The organism is Candidatus Eisenbacteria bacterium (genome assembly GCA_016235265.1).
Classification (GTDB): domain Bacteria; phylum Eisenbacteria; class RBG-16-71-46; order RBG-16-71-46; family JACRLI01; genus JACRLI01.
In genome coordinates this window covers 227,466-245,074 of sequence record JACRLI010000014.1, presented here as the reverse complement: position 1 = coordinate 245,074, position 17,609 = coordinate 227,466, and the positions used below count along the sequence as shown (strand labels likewise).

The following is a 17,609-nucleotide window of genomic DNA, read 5'->3' as shown; positions in this document are numbered from 1 at the left end:
GGCGTCAGGGGGACGCCCGCATTTCCCCCTCCAAGGAAGGCGGACAGCATGGACCGCGGCAACACCCGGGCCCTGTGGGGATGGATCCCTTCGCTCTACCTCGCCGAGGGCCTGCCCTACGTGGTGGTGATGACCGTCTCGGTCATCATGTACAAGGGCTTCGGGGTCTCCAACACCGACATCGCGCTGTACACCAGCTGGCTGTACCTGCCGTGGGTGATCAAGCCGCTGTGGTCCCCGGTGGTGGACCTGCTGGCCACCCGCCGGCGCTGGATCTGGGCGATGCAGCTGCTGATCGGCGCCGGCCTCGCGGGCGTGGCGCTGGTGCTGCCCGGCCCCGGGTACTTCCGCGCCACGCTGGCCTTCTTCTGGCTGGTGGCCTTCAACTCCGCGACCCACGACATCGCCGCCGACGGATTCTACCTGCTGGCCACCAACGAGCGGCAGCAGGCGCTGTTCATCGGCGTGCGCACCATGTTCTACCGCATCGCCACCATCGCGGGACAGGGGCTGCTGGTGGTGCTGGCGGGCACGTTGCAGGCGCGCACCGGGAATCCGCGCTTCGCCTGGACCGTGGCCATGGGCTCGCTTGCCGTGCTGTTCGCGCTGTTCGGGCTGTGGCACCGCTGGGTGCTGCCGCGCCCGGAAGCGGACCGGCCGGGGAACGCGCGCGAGATCCCGCACTTCGTGGCCGAGTTCCTGGCCACCTTCGGGGCGTTCTTCCGCAAGCCGGGGATCGTGACGCTGACGTTGTTCCTGCTGCTGTACCGCCTGGGCGAGGCCCAGCTGGTGAAGATGGCCGCGCCCTTCCTGCTGGACGCCCGCGCGGTGGGCGGGCTGGGCCTCGACACGGCGCAGGTGGGGATCATCTACGGCACCATCGGCATCCTGGCGCTCACCCTGGGCGGCATCCTCGGCGGGTGGGTGATCGCGCGCCACGGGCTCAAGGCGTGGCTGTGGCCGATGCTCTTCGCGATCCACCTGCCCGACGTGGCGTTCATCTACCTCGCGTATGCCCAGCCCGCGAGCCTGCTGCTGGTGCAGGCGTGCGTGGCGGTGGAGCAGTTCGGCTACGGCTTCGGATTCACCGCGTATCTCATGTACATGATCCACATCGCCCGCGGCGAGCACCGCACCGCGCACTATGCGATCTGCACCGGGTTCATGGCCCTGGGCATGATGCTGCCCGGCATGTGGAGCGGGTGGTTGCAGGACCACATCGGCTACCGCCACTTCTTCACCTGGGTGGTGGTGGCGACGGTGCCGAGCTTTCTGGTGGCGCTGCGCATCCCGCTGGAGGCGGGCTTCGGCCGGCAGGGCGGGGAGACGGATCCGCCGCGAGAGTGACCGCCGGTCGCCGGAGGGCCGCGTGCATGCGGGTCCCCCCGCGTTCACCCCAGATTCGCGGCCAGCCTTCGAATGGTGCTGATCCCCCGGAACGTCGCCCGCACCCGCAGCGCCCGCTCCATGGACACATTGTTGAATGTGGACTGGCTCTGCCCCATCCGGCACAGCCAGTAGACTTCGCGCCCGTGGACATGGAACGCGTCCATGGCCGTGGTGTAGCCCAGGAGCTTTGCCTGCGCTTCACGGCCCAGGGGCTCGGACAGGAAACCCACGTTGAACGCCACGGCGGCCTTCATTTTCGAAGCCGGGAACGCCTGGTGCTCCGCCACCGCGGCCACCTCCGCGTCCGTGCGCAGGAACGTGGCCACCTCGTAGCCCAGTTCCCCGAGCAGCAGCGCCTCGATGCGCCGTTCCAGCGCGGGTGCAGACCGCGAGGCGGTCTCGAAGATCACATTGCCACTGGCGATGTAGGTCTCCACCCGCGCGAGCCCCAGGGACTCGAACAAGCCGCGGAGGCGGTCCATCTTCACCGTGTGGCCGCCGACATTGATGGCCCTGAGGAAGGCGACGTAGCGGGGCATGGGTGGGGTCCTCCGGGCGGCTGGCGGCAGGGGTGGCGCGACTTCGGTGGCGCAGTGCGGCGCTTCAGCGAGTCAGCGTGCGCTCAATTCTCCGGTCCGGCACCAGCCACATCACCGCCACCAGCACGTAGATCGCGAAGGACAGCAGGGCGCTGACGAAGGCGAGCGCCACCGCGGCGGCGTACATCACCATCGAGACCCGGCCCTTCATGTCCGCCCCTATGGCCGCGGCCAGCGTGGAATCCGCGCCGTGCAGGCCGATCAGGGTGCGCGCGAGGATGAAGTAGGCCACCGCAGCGAGCAGGAGGACGAGCCCGTAGAGCGCCACCGGCCACGGCGCAAGACCGCTCACCCCCATCCAGGACGTGCCAAAGGGGATCAGCGAGAGCCAGAAGAGCAGGTGCAGGTTGGCCCACAGCACGCGCCCGTCCACGCGCTCGATGGCCTGCAGCATGTGGTGGTGGTTGTTCCAGTAGATGCCCAGGTACAGGAAGCTCATCGTGTAGCACAGGATCGTGGGGAGCAGCGGCCGCAGCGCCGCGAGCCCCGTCCCGCGCGGCACCGCCAGCCCCAGCACCATGATGGTGATCAGGATGGCGATCACGCCGTCGCTGAAGGCCTCCAGGCGCCCCTTGTCCATCGATTGCTCCTCTCCCCGGGGGTCCCCGGGCTCCCCGCAGACGTCTCCGCGCCCCCTCCTCGGTCCAGAGTAGTTGGATGCGCCGCCCCGGGAAGTTGTCCGGGAATTGTCGGCCGCCTGCGCCAGGACCGATGATCCGGGCGCGGCGAGGCCGGGAAGTGAAGTGCCGGGCGCGGGGCGCCCGGCACGTGGCGATGCGGTCCACGCGGGGCGGGCGCTCGTGCCTGGCCGGCAGGGCGCCCCGCGCGCTCACTCGGCCGGCTCGGCCTCCTTCGCCTCGCCGGCCTTCTTGAGCTTGCGGATGCTGTTGGAGCGGCACCTCGGGCAGCCGCGCTCTCGGTCCTCCCCCTCCTCCACCGGGTCCTCGTACTCGTGCCCGCACATCATGCAGCGGAACTTTCCCATCGTCGTGGCCATGTCCCGGCTCCCGTAGGCGAAACGTCAGCTCCCGGCGGTCACGGCAAGAGTGGGCCGCCGGACCTTGGGCTTGAACGCGGTGCGCGAGTGCTCGATCTCCTCCGCGGTGACGGTGCGGCGGATGTCCTCGAGCTGGCGCATCACCTTCGCGTACTTCTGGCCCTCGGCGGCGCTGATCCACTCGAGCTGCAGCCGCTCCGGGCGCACCCCGGCCTTCTCCAGCTTGTTCCACAGGCTCTGCACGCGCTTCACCGTCTGGCGGTTGGCGTTGATGTAGTGGCAGTCGGCGTAGTGGCAGCCCGACACCAGCACCACCGGCGCCCCGCACCGGAAGGCCTCCAGCACCATCTCCTCCGACACCCGCGCGGAGCACATGGTGCGCACCACGCGGTTGGAGGCCGGGTACTGCATGCGCGAGATCCCGGCCATGTCCGCGCCGGCGTACGAGCACCAGTTGCACGCGAACACCAGTACCTTCTCCTGCGGGTCGTCCGCCAGCAGGCCGCGCACCTGGGCCAGGATCTGGTCGTCGGTGAAGTGGCGCATGGTGATCGCGCCCGGCTTGCACTGGGCCGCGCACGAACCGCACCCCGCGCAGGCGGCTTCCACCACCACCGCCGGGCGGCCCTTGGTCCACTGGATGGCCGAGAACGGGCAGATGCGCGCGCACACGCCGCAGCTGGAGCAGGCCGCCTCGTCAATGCGGCTGGTGATGGCCTCGATGGTCACCTTGCCCGCCTGCAGCAGCGAGCCGGCCCGCGACGACGCCGCTCCCGCCTGGCACACCGAGTCCTTGATGTCCTTGGGCGATTCGCACATCCCGGCGAAGTACACGCCGCGGGTCGGGGCGTCCACCGGCCGCAGCTTGGGGTGGGCTTCCATGAAGAAACCGTCGGCGGTCTTCGAGAGGGTCAGGAACCCGGCGATCTTCTTGAGATCCGCCGGCGGCTCCAGGCCGACCGAGAGCACCACCATGTCCAGCTCGTGGCGCTCCAGGCGGCCGGAAGTGGTGTTCTCCACGGTCAGGATCAGGTTGCCGGTCCCGGGATCCTCCTGGATCTCCCCGGGCAGGCCGCGCACGTAGCGCACGCCGGCCTCCTTGGAGCGCTGGAACATGTCCTCGAAGGACTTCCCGAACGCCCGGATATCCTGGTAGAACACCACGCTCCGGGTGTCGGGATAGTGGTCCGCCAGCAGCAGCGTGTCCTTGACCGTGTTCATGCAGCAGATGTTCGAGCACCACGGCCGGTGGTTCTTCGGATTGCGCGATCCGACGCACTGGATGAACCCGATGCGCCTGGGCCGCTCCTGGTCGCCGGGCCGCATGAAGTGACCCTCGGTGGGGCCGCCGGCGCAGATCAGCCGCTCGAACTCCATCGAGGTGATCACGTTCTCGAAGCGCGTGTAGCCGTAGTCGTCGAGCTCGGTGGGATCGTAGACGTCCGCCCCGATGGCCACGATCACGGCCCCCACCTGGCGGGTCACGATCTCGTCGCGGCCGTCGTAGTCGATGGCCTTCTTCTCGCAGACCTCGGCGCACTTGCCGCACGCGACCGGGTTGTTCCCCAGGCAGTTCTCCATGTCCAGGATGTACACGCTGGGCACGGCCTGCGGGAATGGGATGTGGATCGCCCGGCGGGACGAGAGACCCATCTGGTAGGCGTCCGGCACCACCACGGGGCACACCTTGGCGCACTCGCCGCAGGCGTTGCACACCGCGGCGTCCACGTAGCGGGCCTTCTTCCGGATCCGGACGGTGAAGTCGCCCACGTACCCGGAGATGCTCTCGATTTCGCTGAAGGTCAGAAGTTCGATGTTTCGATGCCGACCGGCATCGAGGGCCTTAGGCCCGAGTATTCATATGGAGCAATCCATCGTGGGATAGGTCTTGTCCAGCTGGGCCATGATCCCGCCGATGGAGGCCTGCTTCTCGACCAGCACCACCTTGTGACCCGCGTCCGCCAGCTCCAGCGCGGCCTCGATGCCGGTCACCCCGCCCCCGATCACCAGCGCCCGCTGCGCGACCGGGATGGACATCTCCTCCTGCGGCTGCAGCAGCCGCGCCTTGGCCACCGCGCTGGCCATCAGGTCCTTGGCCTTGGCCGTGGCGGCGGCGACGTTCCCGGGGTGCACCCACGAGCAGTGCTCGCGGAGATTGGCCATCTCCATGAGATATGGGTTCAGGCCGGCGTCGAGCACGCACTGCCGGAAGGTGGGCTCGTGCTGCCTCGGGGTGCACGAGGCCACCACCACGCGGTTGAGCCGGTGCTCGCGGATCGCGTTGCGGATCTCGTTCTGGCCCGGCTCGGCGCAGGTGTAGCGGTTGCGCACCACGCACACCACGTCGGGGAGCGTCTTCGCGTGCTCGGCGACCGCGGCGCAGTCCACGGCGCCGAGGATGTTCGAGCCGCAATCACAGACGAAGACCCCGACGCGGATTCCGTCGCGGGCACCTTCATCCGCGTGATGTTGGATCATTCCGACGCCTCCTTCCCGGTGTGTGCGGCGGCCCGCGCCAGCGACCCGGCCACCAGTTCCGACAGGTCCATCATCCGGATCCCGCCCGCCTCCTGCACATCCGGGTCCCGCATGGCGCAGGCGAAGTGGATGCGGCACTTGGGGCAGGCCGTGACCAGGGTGTCCGCGCCCGTGGCGCGCGCTTCGGCGATGCGGTCCGCCTGGATCTCCTTCGTGTGGCGGTCACAGTGGGTCCACGTCCCCCCGGCGCAGCAGATCGCCCGGCGCCCGGAGCGGGGCATTTCCACGAGTTCCACGCCCGGCATCGCGGCGAGGACCTGGCGGGGCGCGTCGTACACGCCGGCGTGGCGGCCCAGGCGGCACGGGTCCTGGAACGTGACGCGACGGGGCGGACCCTCCTTCCACTCGAGCTCCGGCAGCCGCTGCGCCAGGTACTCGGACAGGTGCAGCACCTTCGGCGCCCCGCCGCCCTGGAATGGCGGGTAGTCCAGCCGCCAGGTGCGCAGGCACTCGGCGCAGGCGGTCACCAGCGTGTGGGCGCCGCTGTCGGCCAGCAGTTGCACGTTGTGCCGGGCCAGGGCTTCGAAGCCCTGCCGGTCTCCGTTCCACAGCAGGTCGTGGCCGCAGCAGCGCTCCCTGGCGGAAACCACCGGGACCACACCCAGCCGGTTCAGGACGCGCACGGCCGCCACGTTCGCGTCCGGGCCGCCGGCGGAAAGCTCGGGGAAGAAGGCGTCCAGGTGGCCGGCGCAGCCGGCCCAGAAGAACACGTCGCCCTTCTCCGGCTCGGTGCGCAGGTCCGGCTCCAGCCATCCGAGGCGATCCTGTTCCGCGCCGTTGCGGGCCATGATGCGCATGCAGGACTGCATGGCCCCGCCGTGCGGACAGGCCTCGATGGACTCGGGCTCCGCCAGCTCCCGCACGCCCCGCACCAGGTCCAGGAACTGCACTCCCTGCGGACAGCGCAGGTCGCACGAGCCGCACGTGAGGCAGCGCCGGATTCCCACGCCCCTGCCCTCCAGCTCCTCCTCCAGGCTCTGGCACGCGATGGAGCGCACGTGATACCCGCCGGTCGCCGCCAGCGGGCAGACCGAGGTGCACTTGCCGCACTCGGCGCACACCGCGGCCCGGGTGGACCGGCGCAGTTCGGCGAGGGCCTGGGCGAGTTCCATCATTCGCCTCCTCCGCGGCTCGCCGCGCCCGGCTGCGGGCGCGGCGCCGCCTCGCCGTGGGTCATGGCGGCCACCGGCGGCCCCAGCGGATCCCGGGCGCGACGTTCGGACTCCTCCCACACCACCAGGTCGGCGGGCGCACCCAGGAGCTTCAGCATCGCCCGCGCCCGCTCCAGCTCCTGCGCCGCCAGCCCCGCGCCCTGGCCGAAGCGGCACCGATCGAGGCTGCACCCCGCGACCATCACCCTGCGGGCACCCAGCCGGTAGAGATCCAGGAGCATCCCCACATCCACCTGGCCCACGCACTGAAAGCGGATCACTTCCACCCGCGTCCCGGGCTGCGCGAGCCGCCCCTCGAGCCCCCCGGCCCGTCGCTGGCAGGCCAGGACCACGTGGACTCCAGGGGCGGACCCGTCGGCCCCGGGGTGGAACGCGTCCTCGAGACGCGAGCCCCACCACTGCGGAGAGAGCGCGCTGGGCCGGGCCGCCTTGGTGGGACAGACCGTCGCGCACAGGTTGCACCCCCGGCACAGCGCCTGCTCGATCCGCGCGGTCCCGGCGCGTCCCGGGGAGGCCTCCAAGTGCACCGCCTTGAACGGACACACATCCACGCACCGCGCGCACCCCCGGCACAGGTTCGCCTCGATGCGCGTCCGGACCGGACGCAGGTGTACGCGCTCCATGTCCGAAAGCCGGATCTCGGGGAGCGTGCCGGGCCGGAGCACCTGCAGCAGCCACCCGGGCGTGGCGGACGCCGAATCCAGGGCCATGGCCACGTTGCCCGGCGCGCGCACCAGGGCCGAGCGTCCGGTGCCATTGCCGTTGGGGGATTGCGCCCGAACCATGATGTGCCGCCGCTGGCAGGTGGGTGCGCACACCCGGCAGTCTCCACACGGGCCGCAGCGCAGGCAGCGGCGGGCCTCGGCCACCGCGTCCTCGATCTCGAAGGCCGCCTCCACCTCGCCGAACTCACGGCCCGGCGCCGGCAGCTCCTGCGCGGGGTGCAGACGCGCCGCGCGGATCGGGGGCTGGTCCGGGAGTTCGTACTCCGCCGCCGCGGCCCGCTCGGGACGCTCCTCGCGGATGTCGGGCCGCCCCTCCTCGATGTGGTGGCGGATGGATTCCGCGGCGCGGTGGCCCGCGGCGATGGCTTCGATCACCGTGGCCGGGCCGGTCACCACGTCGCCCGCGGCGAACACGCCGGGCAGGGCGGTCAGGGCGGTGCGCTCGTCGATGGGGAGCCGGCCGCCCTTCGACGCCCGCTCGCGGTCGGCCGGGTCGAGAAAATCGAGATCGGCCTCCTGCCCCACCGCCGCCAACACCCGGTCGGCCTGCACCACGAACTCGCTGCCGGGAATGAGAATCGGGCGGCGGCGACCGCTGCCGTCCGGCTCGCCCAGGCCCACCTTCATGCACTCCAGGCCCGCCAGGCGCTGCCCCTCGAGCAGCACCCGCGAGGGCGCCACCAGGAAGCTGAAGTTCACCCCTTCCCGTTCCGCCGCCTCGATCTCGTAGCGGCTGGCCAGCAGCTCCTCGCGGTACCGCCGGTAGACGACTTCCACCGATTTGGCTCCCAGCCGCAGCGCGGTGCGCGCGGCCTCCACCGCCGTGGATCCACCGCCGATGACCACCACGCGATTGCCGGGGAAGGTGCGGCTGCCGGAATTGACGCGCCTGAGGAAGCGCAGCGCGTCCTCGACCACCGGGCAGCTCTCTTCGCCGGGCACGGAGAGCGGGCGGCCGATCTGGGCGCCGACGGCCAGCAGCGTGGCGCTGTAGCCGTCGCGCCGGAGGCCCTCGAGGTCCAGGTCCCGGCCCAGGCGCATGCCGGTGCGGATCTCCACGCCGGCCCGCTGCAGCACGCCGATCTCGGCGTCCAGCACGCCGGGCGGAAGGCGGTAGTCGGCGATCCCGTAGCGCAGCATGCCGCCCGGCTCGGAGTCGGCCTCGAAGACGGTGACGGGGTAGCCCGCCAGGGCCAGGTCGTAGGCGGCGGTCAGGCCGGCGGGGCCGGACCCGACGATCGCCACGCGGCCGGACCGCGTGGGACCTGGCGGCGGCGCGGGCCGCGGAAAGTCCCGCTCCCGGTCGGCGACCACGCGCTTGAGCGCGCGGATGGCGATCGGCTCGTCGGAGTGGCCGCGCTTGCAGGCGTTCTCACATGGATGGTGGCACACGCGCCCGCAGATGCCGGGCAGCGGGCACCGCCGGCGCACCACTTCCAGGGCCTCGGCGAAGCGCCGCTCGGCGATCAGCGAGACATAGGCCTTGACGTTGATGCCCGCGGGGCAGGCCGCGGTGCACGGCGAGGGGTCGATGGCCCGCACCGGGAGCGGCTCGGACTGCAGCGTGGGCACCAGCAGCCCCCGCCCCTGCAATTCCAGCGCGCCGGCGGCCCACGGCGCCGCGTTGCCATTCATCGCGCCGCCCCCGGCTCCGCGGGGATCCCGGCCGGAGCGTCGGCGTACCGCACCCCCGTCTCGAAGGCCTTCAGGTTGAGCTCCTCGGTCCCGGAGGGCACCGACAACCGCAGCGCCTCGCGCATCGCGTCCAGGGGCACCAGTCCCGTGGTGGCGGCGAAGAAGCCCAGCATCACCATGTTCCCCACCAGCCGCCGCCCCAGGCCCTCGGCGATGCGCGTGGACGGGATGCCGCGCGCGGCCTGGCCCGGGGCGACGACCGGGTCCACCAGGTCGCTCTCGTAGACCAGCATCCCGTCGTCCTCGAGCTCGGCCAGGTACTTGGAGCAGCCGTCCGAGGACAGCGCCACCAGCACGTCGGTCCGCCGCACGTAGGGATAGAGGACTTCCTCGTCCGAGAGCACCAGCGTGGCGCTGCAGGTGGAGCCGCGGGCCTCGGGCCCGAAGCTCTGGATCATGGTCGAGTGCCCGCCGGCGTGCACCGACCAGGCGCGGCCGATGATGTAGCCGATGAGCACCGCGCCCTGGCCGCCGAAGCCGGTGATGCGGATCTCAGTCCTCTCCACGGATCCATCCCCCTTCCGGAGGCATGGGGACGTACTTCTCCCCCAGCACCGAGCGGAAGTGCGAGTGCATCATCTCCAGGTACGTCGGGCGCTCCTCGTCCACGAACTTCCCGCACAGGATGCGCTGCTGGTAGTCGATGTCGGCCTCGCGGGTGTCGGCCCCGTGCCGCACCTCCGCGCTGTCGTGGTAGAAGCGCATCAGGTCCAGGCCGCTGCCCAGCTTGTTGAGGCGCGCGTACAGGGTGGAGCAGGGCGCGATCACCTCGATGAAGCGGAACCCCTTCCGGCCGATCGCCTCGGCGAAGGCCGAGGTCAGCTGGCGCACGTGCAGGCAGGTCCAGCGGGCCACGTAGGTGGCGCCGCAGCTGGCAGCCAGGTGCGGGAGGTTGAACGGCCGCTCGTAGCTCCCGAAGGGCATGGTGGAGGAGTGCGCGGTGAGCGGCGTGGTGGGCGCGTTCTGCCCGCCGGTCATTCCATAGATGAAGTTGTTCACCAGCACCACCAGCAGGTCCATGTTGCGCCGCGCGGCGTGGATGAAGTGGTTGCCGCCGATCCCCATCAGGTCACCGTCCCCGGAGAACACGGTGACCATCAGCTCCGGCCGCGCCAGCTTCAGCCCGGTGGCGAAGGGCAGCGCCCGCCCGTGGGTGGAGTGGAAGCTGTCCAGCTTCACATAGCCGGCGACGCGCCCGGTGCAGCCGATGCCGGAGACCACGCTCACCTTGTCCAGGTCCACGCCGGTCTTCTCCAGGGCGCTGGCGTAGCACTTCACCACGGTCCCGATGCCGCAGGTGGGACACCAGATGTGGGGCATCCGGTCCATGCGGATGAACGGTGAAATCGGGTGGACCGGCTCGTCCGTGAGGGCCACTTCGGGCAGGATGCTCATTCCGCCGCCTTCCGGATCGCGTCGCAGATGGCCTCCGGTTCGTGCACCGCGCCGCCCGCGTGCGGCACGCACACGACGGCGGCCTTCCCGGCGGCGCACCGCTCGACCTCCAGGGCCATCTGTCCCAGGTTGATCTCGGGCACCACGAACGCCTTCACCTTCGCGGCGAGCCTGCGGATGCGCTCCTCGGGGAAGGGCCACGCCACGATCAGGCGCAGGCTGCCGACCTTCACGCCCGCCTTGCGGGCCATCAGCATGCCCATGCGCGCCACGCGGGAGGTGATGCCGTAACTGACCACCACCACCCGGGCGCCGGCGAGGTCCTCCTCCTCCACCATGCTGATGTCGTCGACGTGGGAGCGGATCTTGTCCGTAAGCCGGCGCACCGCGCGCTCGTGGCAGGCGATGGTCATGTCGGGGTAGCCGCGCTCGTCGTGGGTGAGCCCGGTGGCGTGGAAGCGGTAGCCGTCGCCGGCGCGGGCGAACTCGGGCACCATGCTGCCGTTGGTTTCATACGGCTTGAACTCCCCCGGAGGCCGGCTCGTGAGCCGCCTCGGCACAACCTGGATGTCCGCGGCGGGCGGGATGACCACCTTCTCGGTCATGTGGCCGACGCACTCGTCCATCATGATCAGCACCGGAACGCGGTACGTTTCGGAGAGATTGAAGGCGTGGACGGTCAGGTCGAAGGCTTCCTGGGGCGACCGCGGGCACAGGGCGATGAGTTGGTAGTCGCCGTGGGAGCCCCACCGCGCCTGCATCATGTCGGCCTGGCCGACCATGGTGGGCAGCCCGGTGGAGGGCCCGGCCCGCTGGACGTTCACCACCACGCACGGGGTCTCCATCATCGCCGCCAGCCCGATGTTCTCCATCATCAGGCTGAAGCCCGGCCCGCTGGTGACGGTCATGGACTTGGTGCCGGTCCACGAGGCCCCCACCACGGCGGCCATGCTCGCCAGCTCGTCCTCCATCTGGATGAAGGTTCCGCCGATGGTCGGGAAGCGGCGCGACATTCGCTCCACCACCTCGGTGGACGGAGTGATGGGGTAGCCCGCCACGAAGCGGCAGCCCGCGGCCAGGGCCCCCTCGCCGCACGCGAAGTCGCCGTCGAGATAGTGGGTCCCAGTGAGGACCCCGCGCGGGTCGGCCTTCACTTCCCCTCCTTCCGCCACGGGTTCCCGTCGGCGTCCGCCATGCCGCGGGGCACCCCCCCACGCGCGACCGGCCCGGGCGCCCCGGCTGCCAGGGGCTCCAGCTCCAGCACGCTGAATATGGCGAAGTCGGGACAGATCATCTCGCACAGGTTGCAGTTCACGCACGCGCCGGGCTTGACCACCTCCGGCGGGTGGTAGCCCTTGCGGTTGAACCCGGCGGCCTCCCGCAGCACGTCGCGCGGGCAGTACTCGATGCAGAATCCGCAGCCCTTGCAGCGCTCGGCAACGATCACCACGTGACCGTGCGGGCTTCGGACTCTTCCGGAATCCAGGGGCGTACGCCAGGTTCTCATCGTGCGCGCTCCCGGCCGCAGGTCACGCCACGCCCTCGGCCCTGACCGCGTGGAGCGGGGAGCGCCGGGAGGTGCGAAGGCAGGCGGGTGGATTGGACCGGCGCAGGGCGTGGGGATGGGCCGCTCCGGGTGGGAGCGGCTCACGCTGCACGATCTCGGGACGGGTGCTGGGGAAGGTCAGGCGGGCACGGGGAGGCTGCGGAAGAAGCCCTCTCTTCCGCGGCGGAAGATCGGTTCCGGGACTTCCCGGAGACGAGGCACCTGCAGCCAGCAAGGTGGGCATCTGCCAATTCCCCGAAGGTCAATGGGTTCAGCGCATGACCCGTGGGAAGAAGCGTAGCCGCAGCGGGACGGGGTGTCAATCATCCGTTGGTGCGTTTCGGCGCCGGGGAGGGGCGGGCAGGTCCCGGGTGGGCCATGGGGCCCGACCCGGCGGCTATTCCCCCGGCCCGTCCGGGGCCCGGGACACCCAGCGCGGAGCGGAATCGGTGGCCTGGCGCAGTATCAGGTTGAGCTGGGCGGCGTGATGCTGGACGTGGCGGAGGTTATACAGATGCAGTTCCGCCACGTTCATATTCCGCCGCTCGATCCCGCAGCGCGCCGCGGCGCCCTCCGGCGTGAGCGCCCCGATCGCCTCGCGGCACTTCCGGCGGCCGGATGCGAGGTAGGCGAGCAGTTCCTCCTTTGTGTACGGACGCTCCGGCATCAGCCCCGCGGGATCCATCTCGTCCAGCGTGTACGGGGGTGGCGGGGCGAAGCCCTCCTCCCTGCCGTACAGGTAGTAGTCCAGCCAGAAGAGCGTGTGGAAGGCGACATACCAGAATTCCGGCTGCCGGGTGCGGTCCGCCCACAGCGCGTCCGGGCAGGCCCGCATGGCGTTGCCGAGCATGTCGATGGACGCGCCGAACTGGCTCCAGAGCAGTTCGCGGAACGCCTCGAAGGCGAAGCCGCCCGCCCCGGCGGGACCGCCCCCGCCGGACATCCCGCCCCCGCCTACCTCGGCCACAGCCAACCGAGGAAGCCGGCCGTCACCAGGGCGTAGATGAGCGCGTCCATGCTGGACACGATCGTGGCGCGCAGGGAGCGGCGGTACCAGATGCTCATCGGCCACAGCGCCAGCGCGTGCCCGATGAACGCCGTGGCGCCCGCGATGCGGAAGACGCGCAGGTATGGCGTGCCGAACGGGAGCGCGCGGCCGGTCACGTAGGCCACCAGCACGGTGGCGATCACCACGTACAGGAACCACAGGGCCATGCTGCTGCCCATGTTGAACGGGCCCGGGGGCATCACCGTGAACATCATCACCGGGCCGTCGCTCAGCTTCTTCTTGAACTCGGGGGACTTCATCTCCTCCATGCTGCCCGCGCGCGGCAGCATGTAGTCGCCCGGGGGCAGGGCCAGCGGGCGGAGGGCCTCCATCATCCTGTCTTCGTTGGGGACCTTGCGGTAGTCGCCCTTGTGCCACGGCAGGGCCATGTGAATGATCGAGCTGACGATGAACACGGCGACGGAGGCGAGCAGGATGGGAAGCCACAGGGAGTGAAGTCCTACGATCATGACATCCTCCTTGGTTGGGGACGGCCGGCACGGAAGGGTAGCGTGCCCGGCGGGGGGAGGACAATCGGGAATGCGGGTGCCGGGAGTGTGATCGCCCCCGGCCGGTTCAGTCCTGCGGCCGGGAGCTCCCGTGGTAGCCCGGCCCTTCCGTGGCGGCGAGCTTCTTCATCCACATGTCCAGGAGGGTGCGGAGATCCTCCCGCGAGTCGTATCCCGGCTCCTTGGGCGGCTCCAGGGTGTCGAGCGCCTCGAAGCGGAAGGCGTCCGGGCCGCAGGTCTTCCAGTCCTCCTGCAGGGCCCGGTTGGGAAAGGAGCCGTTTCCGAGCTGAAAGCGGACGCGGTTCAGCATCCCCGGAAGATCGGGGCTGGATCCGATGAAGTAGCGCCCGTTCGCCGTGTTCAGCACCCGGAACACCCCCATGGGCCGGGCTGTCTCCTTGTACTCGCGGATGAGTTCCCTTCGGTTCATCGTGCTCATCGCTGCTCCCCTGCGGCCATCGTCGCAGGCCGGGCCTTCATGCCTGACCTGCGAATCGTCCCCGCGGCCATGATTCGTGGATGTGGGGCGGATACGCCGGCGCCCCGGTCTCTCGACCGGGGCGCCGGGCCAATAGCGCGCCTCTTCCGGCTCTGGGTGCGACTGCCGGGACGTGCCCCTGATCCGACTGTGGAGTTCGGATCCTACCGCAGCCGCGCCATCCGAGGCGCGTGGATGCTGGAGCTACTTCAGTTCGGCCAGCCGGTACAGTCGCTCCACGTTCGACTGCGTCCAGGCCTTGAGCTTCACCAGCACTTCCTCCTGGCCGGGGCGGACCACGAAGTGGCCGTTCTCCTTGGCCTTCATCACCACGTGGTTGAACCGCCGCTGCATCCCGAGGAACTCCTCGATCGGCGGGCGCTGGGCGGCGTCGAGCGGGCAGTCGGTGACCTTGCCGCCCTTGCCCCTCTCCCACGTGAAGGTCGGGAAGACGCCGGCGCGCGCGCCCATGAGCGCGAGGTCGATGGTCTGGCCGTCCTCGAACTTCCAGCCGCTGATGCACGGGGCCGGCACGTACAGCACCGCCGTTTCCTTGCACGCGAGCATCTTCTCCACGGTGCGCAGGTACAGGGCGCCGTGGGCCGGGCTCACCTGGGCCACCATCCCGGCCCCCGCCGCGATGGCGAGGTGGATGTAGTCCAGCGGCATGTTCAGGTTCCCGGGTTGCGCGGCGCCCGCGGGCGTGGTGCTGGTCTCGCTGAACGGCGTCGCCGCCGGGCTGTACTGGAAGCCGGTGTTGGCAAACATCTCGTTCACCAGCACCATCAGCGTCACGCGGGCCCGCCGGTGGATGGTGTGCAGCAGCGAGCGGAGCCCGATGGCGAACGCCCCGCCGTCACCGCTGGCCGAGAGCACCTGCACCGGGTGCTTCAGCGCGCCGTGGTCCTGCAGCACATCCGACACGTCGCGGATGGCCTCCGCCAGCGTGGGGGCCGATTCGAACACGTTGTGGATGATCGAGAAGCTCTTCGAGTAGTCATCCGGCGCCTTGTCGCCGCGGCCCCAGGCCACCACGTTTGGAAACGCCAGCGAGCTGACCTCGGCGCACGAGGTGCCGATGCTGAAGATGGTCTTCATTCCGTTGTCCGTCACGCGCCCGACGTTCTGGAACGCGATGGACTCCATGCAACCCGGGCACAACGTGGAGCCGGGCCGGAAGCAACTCTCCTTCAGCGCGATTTCCTTGTAGCCGCTCATATGCGCATCCCCTCGTGGAAGAACATGTAGGGGGCCACGGGCCTGCCCTCCAGCGCCGGCTTGGCGCTCTCGAGCATCAGCTCCCAGGTGGCCTCGGACACGTCCGCCCCACCCAGGCCCGCGAACGCGCTGACCACGCGCGGCGGGTTCCTGAGGTCGGAGAGCGAGTCGACGATGTCCAGCGTCAGGTGGCCACGGCCATGGTGATGGGCCTGGTTCAGCACCAGCACCACCTTCGCCTTCGCCAGGCGGTCCCGCACCGCGTCGCGCGGCCACGGGGTGAGCAGCCGCATCGCCAGGCCGGCAAGCTTCAGGCCGGAGCGCTTCTCGTACTCCTCGCGCATGGACTCGAAGGTGCCGAAATCGGGGCCCATGCCCACGACCGCGATGTCCGCCTCGCCGCTGGCCGGCCAGCCGACCTGGTCGAAGAACGCCAGTCCGGGACGGCCGAAGTGGTTCTCGAAATCCGCGCCGACCTGCGGCAGGATCTCGAGGACCCGCTCCATGCGCTTCTTCTGCGACACCTTGAAGCCCTGGAAGAACCGCGAGGTGACGCAGTTTCCGAAGGCCGTGTCGCCGTTGATGAGTCCCGGAAGGTGGCAGGGCTTGATCCACTTGTCCTGGAACTCGTGGATCGCCGCGTCCGGCTCCAGCACCAGCCGCGCGTTGCGGTGACTGTCCTTGATGCCGTAGTAGCCGGGCATGGTGGGCGTCATGATCTCGGGGTGCATCCCGAGCACCGGGCACTGGAGGATGGTGTCGTAGATCTGCTGCTTGCCGCGCGCGGCGATCTGGATGAAGCCGTCGTCACGGTGGGCCAGCGTGTCCGAGGGATCGCCCTCGATGCACAGCGGGTAGTTGGCCGTGGCGCGGTACACGTCGATGAGCACGATGTTGCCCAGCCCGCTGGCGCCCAGCGAGCGCGTGGTCTCGGTCATGTGGTCGAGGCCCACGGAGCTGGTGGCGGTGGGGAAGACCAGGTCCCGGCACGCCGCGGCGGCGGCGGCCATGTAGTCGGCCACCGCGTGCTCGGCCTCCAGCAGCTTCACGCGCTTCAGACCGCCCTTGTCCTCGGAGATCCGGGCCGCCACCGTCTCGATCCACTTGGTGGACGGGGTGATGGGGAAGCCCGGAAAGATGATGCACCGCCACATCTGCAGCGTGGCGATGCCCGCGGCGGTGTTGCCGTCGGCGGTGAGGGTCTCGCGCTGGGTGTACAGCGGGTGGTGCGCCGCCTTCACCTTCGCGAGATCGATGACATTCTCGTACCGCTCCCCCGCCGGTGTGGCGGAGTGCGGCAGCAACATCGTGTTGTCGGGGTTGCTCACTTGACCAGCACCTCCTCCCATTCCTCGCTGAACGGAACTTCCTTGAAGAGGTGCTCGGGGCATACTTCGATGCACTCGCCGCACAGCTTGCAGAAGTTGCTCACGTCCACGCCGGTCACCTGCATGCCCTTCGCGTCGTCCTTCTCCCAGAGGATGATGCCCTCGGGGCAATTGGTGACGCAGTGCGAGCAGCCGGTGCATGCCATGGCGGGGTCCTCGAAGCGCAGCCGCAGCCCGCTCCGCGCGTAGCCCGCGGTCTTGTTGTTCTGCGACAGCCGCAGCGCGGTCTGGGCGCCGATGGGCAGGTCGCCGTAGCCGGTGAAGCGGATGGGCGCGTGGTCGGAGGGGGCGGCGCACTCGTACGTGCCGGTCTGGATCGAGCCGAAGCTGGCCTCCAGCGCCTCCCGGTTCCGGTCCAGCAGCAGCTGCGGGATGCGGCGTTTCTTGAGCATCTTGAGGAACGCCTCGATCACGGTCTGGCGCTCCAGCCCGCCCACGGCCTGGGCCACGGCCACGTAGGCCGCCACGTTGCCGATGGGGTGCTTGAGGTACTTCCGCCCCAGGTCGTCGCCCGCGATGGTCATCACCCGGCCGCTCAGCTTGAAGTGGCGCGCGCACTCCTCGGGGGAACGCGGGGTGTTGATCACGAAGGTGCCGCCGGCCGGCACGCCCTGGGCGAAGTCCACCAGCTGGGCGGCGGCCTCATCCATCAGCAGCGAGATGTGCGGCCGCGTCACTTCGCAGGCGGCCATGATGGGCTTGCGGCTCACGCGCAGGAACGAGCGGATGCCCGCCCCCCGGCGGGCGGAGCTGAAGAAGGGCCACTCCTGCACATGCGTTTCGGGATCCGTCAGCATCAGGTTGGCGAGGCTCTGGAAGGCCAGCACCAGCCCGCCCCCCGCCTTGCCGTCGCCGCGGAACTCCAGCACGGAGGCGCGCAGCACCTCCTGCGGGTCCAGAGTCTTCACGATT

The 17,609-nt window shown here is 70.1% G+C and carries 17 protein-coding genes; 1 reads left to right on the top strand and 16 read right to left on the bottom strand.

The annotated features are described in order from the left end of the window. The first annotated feature begins 48 nt into the window (after positions 1-48). Positions 49-1,347, top strand: a complete 1,299-nt coding sequence (locus tag HZB25_07620) for an MFS transporter (GenBank protein MBI5837097.1) — start codon at positions 49-51, stop codon at positions 1,345-1,347. A gap of 44 nt (positions 1,348-1,391) precedes the next feature. Here HZB25_07620 and HZB25_07615 read toward each other — a convergent pair whose 3' ends face one another. The 16 genes from HZB25_07615 to HZB25_07540 form a co-directional block, all read right to left on the bottom strand. Continuing rightward, positions 1,392-1,928 (bottom strand): DUF1697 domain-containing protein, encoded by a 537-nt coding sequence (locus tag HZB25_07615; protein ID MBI5837096.1) that lies wholly within the window; start codon positions 1,926-1,928, stop codon positions 1,392-1,394. Positions 1,929-1,992: 64 nt separating this feature from the next. Beyond that, complete coding sequence (locus HZB25_07610; GenBank protein MBI5837095.1) at positions 1,993-2,568, bottom strand: DUF1211 domain-containing protein; 576 nt, start codon at positions 2,566-2,568, stop codon at positions 1,993-1,995. 249 nt (positions 2,569-2,817) lie between these two features. Then, positions 2,818-2,985 (bottom strand): hypothetical protein, encoded by a 168-nt coding sequence (locus tag HZB25_07605; GenBank protein ID MBI5837094.1) that lies wholly within the window; start codon positions 2,983-2,985, stop codon positions 2,818-2,820. Positions 2,986-3,009: 24 nt separating this feature from the next. Next, complete coding sequence (locus HZB25_07600) at positions 3,010-5,463, bottom strand: hydrogenase iron-sulfur subunit (GenBank protein ID MBI5837093.1); 2,454 nt, start codon at positions 5,461-5,463, stop codon at positions 3,010-3,012. Beyond that, entirely contained in the window at positions 5,460-6,638 is a 1,179-nt protein-coding gene (locus HZB25_07595; GenBank protein ID MBI5837092.1) for a (Fe-S)-binding protein, read from the bottom strand. Before HZB25_07595 ends, HZB25_07600 begins: the two co-directional genes overlap by 4 nt. Beyond that, a complete protein-coding gene (locus HZB25_07590; GenBank protein ID MBI5837091.1) occupies positions 6,635-9,055 on the bottom strand; it encodes an FAD-dependent oxidoreductase in 2,421 nt (806 codons plus the stop codon). Before HZB25_07590 ends, HZB25_07595 begins: the two co-directional genes overlap by 4 nt. Then, complete coding sequence (locus HZB25_07585; protein MBI5837090.1) at positions 9,052-9,621, bottom strand: 2-oxoacid:acceptor oxidoreductase family protein; 570 nt, start codon at positions 9,619-9,621, stop codon at positions 9,052-9,054. The genes HZB25_07590 and HZB25_07585 overlap by 4 nt, the downstream gene beginning before the upstream one ends. Continuing rightward, complete coding sequence (locus tag HZB25_07580) at positions 9,608-10,510, bottom strand: 2-oxoacid:ferredoxin oxidoreductase subunit beta (protein ID MBI5837089.1); 903 nt, start codon at positions 10,508-10,510, stop codon at positions 9,608-9,610. Before HZB25_07580 ends, HZB25_07585 begins: the two co-directional genes overlap by 14 nt. Then, positions 10,507-11,664: a 2-oxoacid:acceptor oxidoreductase subunit alpha gene (locus HZB25_07575; GenBank protein ID MBI5837088.1), complete on the bottom strand. Its 1,158-nt coding sequence runs from the start codon at positions 11,662-11,664 to the stop codon at positions 10,507-10,509. Before HZB25_07575 ends, HZB25_07580 begins: the two co-directional genes overlap by 4 nt. Continuing rightward, entirely contained in the window at positions 11,661-12,017 is a 357-nt protein-coding gene (locus tag HZB25_07570; protein MBI5837087.1) for a 4Fe-4S binding protein, read from the bottom strand. Before HZB25_07570 ends, HZB25_07575 begins: the two co-directional genes overlap by 4 nt. A 436-nt stretch (positions 12,018-12,453) precedes the next feature. Then, positions 12,454-12,999 carry a DinB family protein gene (locus tag HZB25_07565; GenBank protein ID MBI5837086.1) on the bottom strand — a complete coding sequence of 182 codons (546 nt, stop codon included), beginning with the start codon at positions 12,997-12,999 and terminating at the stop codon, positions 12,454-12,456. 11 nt (positions 13,000-13,010) lie between these two features. After that, complete coding sequence (locus HZB25_07560; protein MBI5837085.1) at positions 13,011-13,574, bottom strand: hypothetical protein; 564 nt, start codon at positions 13,572-13,574, stop codon at positions 13,011-13,013. Between the two features lie 106 nt (positions 13,575-13,680). After that, positions 13,681-13,995, bottom strand: a complete 315-nt coding sequence (locus HZB25_07555) for a GIY-YIG nuclease family protein (GenBank protein ID MBI5837084.1) — start codon at positions 13,993-13,995, stop codon at positions 13,681-13,683. 300 nt (positions 13,996-14,295) lie between these two features. Beyond that, the gene (locus HZB25_07550) at positions 14,296-15,309 is read right to left on the bottom strand and encodes a hypothetical protein (protein MBI5837083.1); all 1,014 of its coding nucleotides are present in this window, start codon (positions 15,307-15,309) and stop codon (positions 14,296-14,298) included. After that, entirely contained in the window at positions 15,306-16,637 is a 1,332-nt protein-coding gene (locus HZB25_07545; GenBank protein ID MBI5837082.1) for a hypothetical protein, read from the bottom strand. The genes HZB25_07550 and HZB25_07545 overlap by 4 nt, the downstream gene beginning before the upstream one ends. After that, positions 16,634-17,605, bottom strand: coding sequence for a 2-oxoacid:acceptor oxidoreductase family protein (locus tag HZB25_07540; protein MBI5837081.1), 972 nt, complete (start codon positions 17,603-17,605; stop codon positions 16,634-16,636). Before HZB25_07540 ends, HZB25_07545 begins: the two co-directional genes overlap by 4 nt. Positions 17,606-17,609 lie beyond the last annotated feature (4 nt).

Excerpts from the sequence above, each read along its gene's own strand:
- HZB25_07620 (MBI5837097.1), top strand. The coding sequence starts at position 49 with ATGGACCGCGGCAACACCCGGGCCCTGTGGGGATGGATCCCTTCGCTC.
- HZB25_07615 (MBI5837096.1), bottom strand. The coding sequence starts at position 1,928 with ATGCCCCGCTACGTCGCCTTCCTCAGGGCCATCAATGTCGGCGGCCAC.
- HZB25_07610 (MBI5837095.1), bottom strand. The coding sequence starts at position 2,568 with ATGGACAAGGGGCGCCTGGAGGCCTTCAGCGACGGCGTGATCGCCATC.
- HZB25_07605 (MBI5837094.1), bottom strand. The coding sequence starts at position 2,985 with ATGGCCACGACGATGGGAAAGTTCCGCTGCATGATGTGCGGGCACGAG.
- HZB25_07595 (MBI5837092.1), bottom strand. The coding sequence starts at position 6,638 with ATGATGGAACTCGCCCAGGCCCTCGCCGAACTGCGCCGGTCCACCCGG.
- HZB25_07590 (MBI5837091.1), bottom strand. The coding sequence starts at position 9,055 with ATGAATGGCAACGCGGCGCCGTGGGCCGCCGGCGCGCTGGAATTGCAG.
- HZB25_07580 (MBI5837089.1), bottom strand. The coding sequence starts at position 10,510 with ATGAGCATCCTGCCCGAAGTGGCCCTCACGGACGAGCCGGTCCACCCG.
- HZB25_07570 (MBI5837087.1), bottom strand. The coding sequence starts at position 12,017 with ATGAGAACCTGGCGTACGCCCCTGGATTCCGGAAGAGTCCGAAGCCCG.
- HZB25_07565 (MBI5837086.1), bottom strand. The coding sequence starts at position 12,999 with ATGTCCGGCGGGGGCGGTCCCGCCGGGGCGGGCGGCTTCGCCTTCGAG.
- HZB25_07560 (MBI5837085.1), bottom strand. The coding sequence starts at position 13,574 with ATGATCGTAGGACTTCACTCCCTGTGGCTTCCCATCCTGCTCGCCTCC.
- HZB25_07555 (MBI5837084.1), bottom strand. The coding sequence starts at position 13,995 with ATGGGGGTGTTCCGGGTGCTGAACACGGCGAACGGGCGCTACTTCATC.
- HZB25_07550 (MBI5837083.1), bottom strand. The coding sequence starts at position 15,309 with ATGAGCGGCTACAAGGAAATCGCGCTGAAGGAGAGTTGCTTCCGGCCC.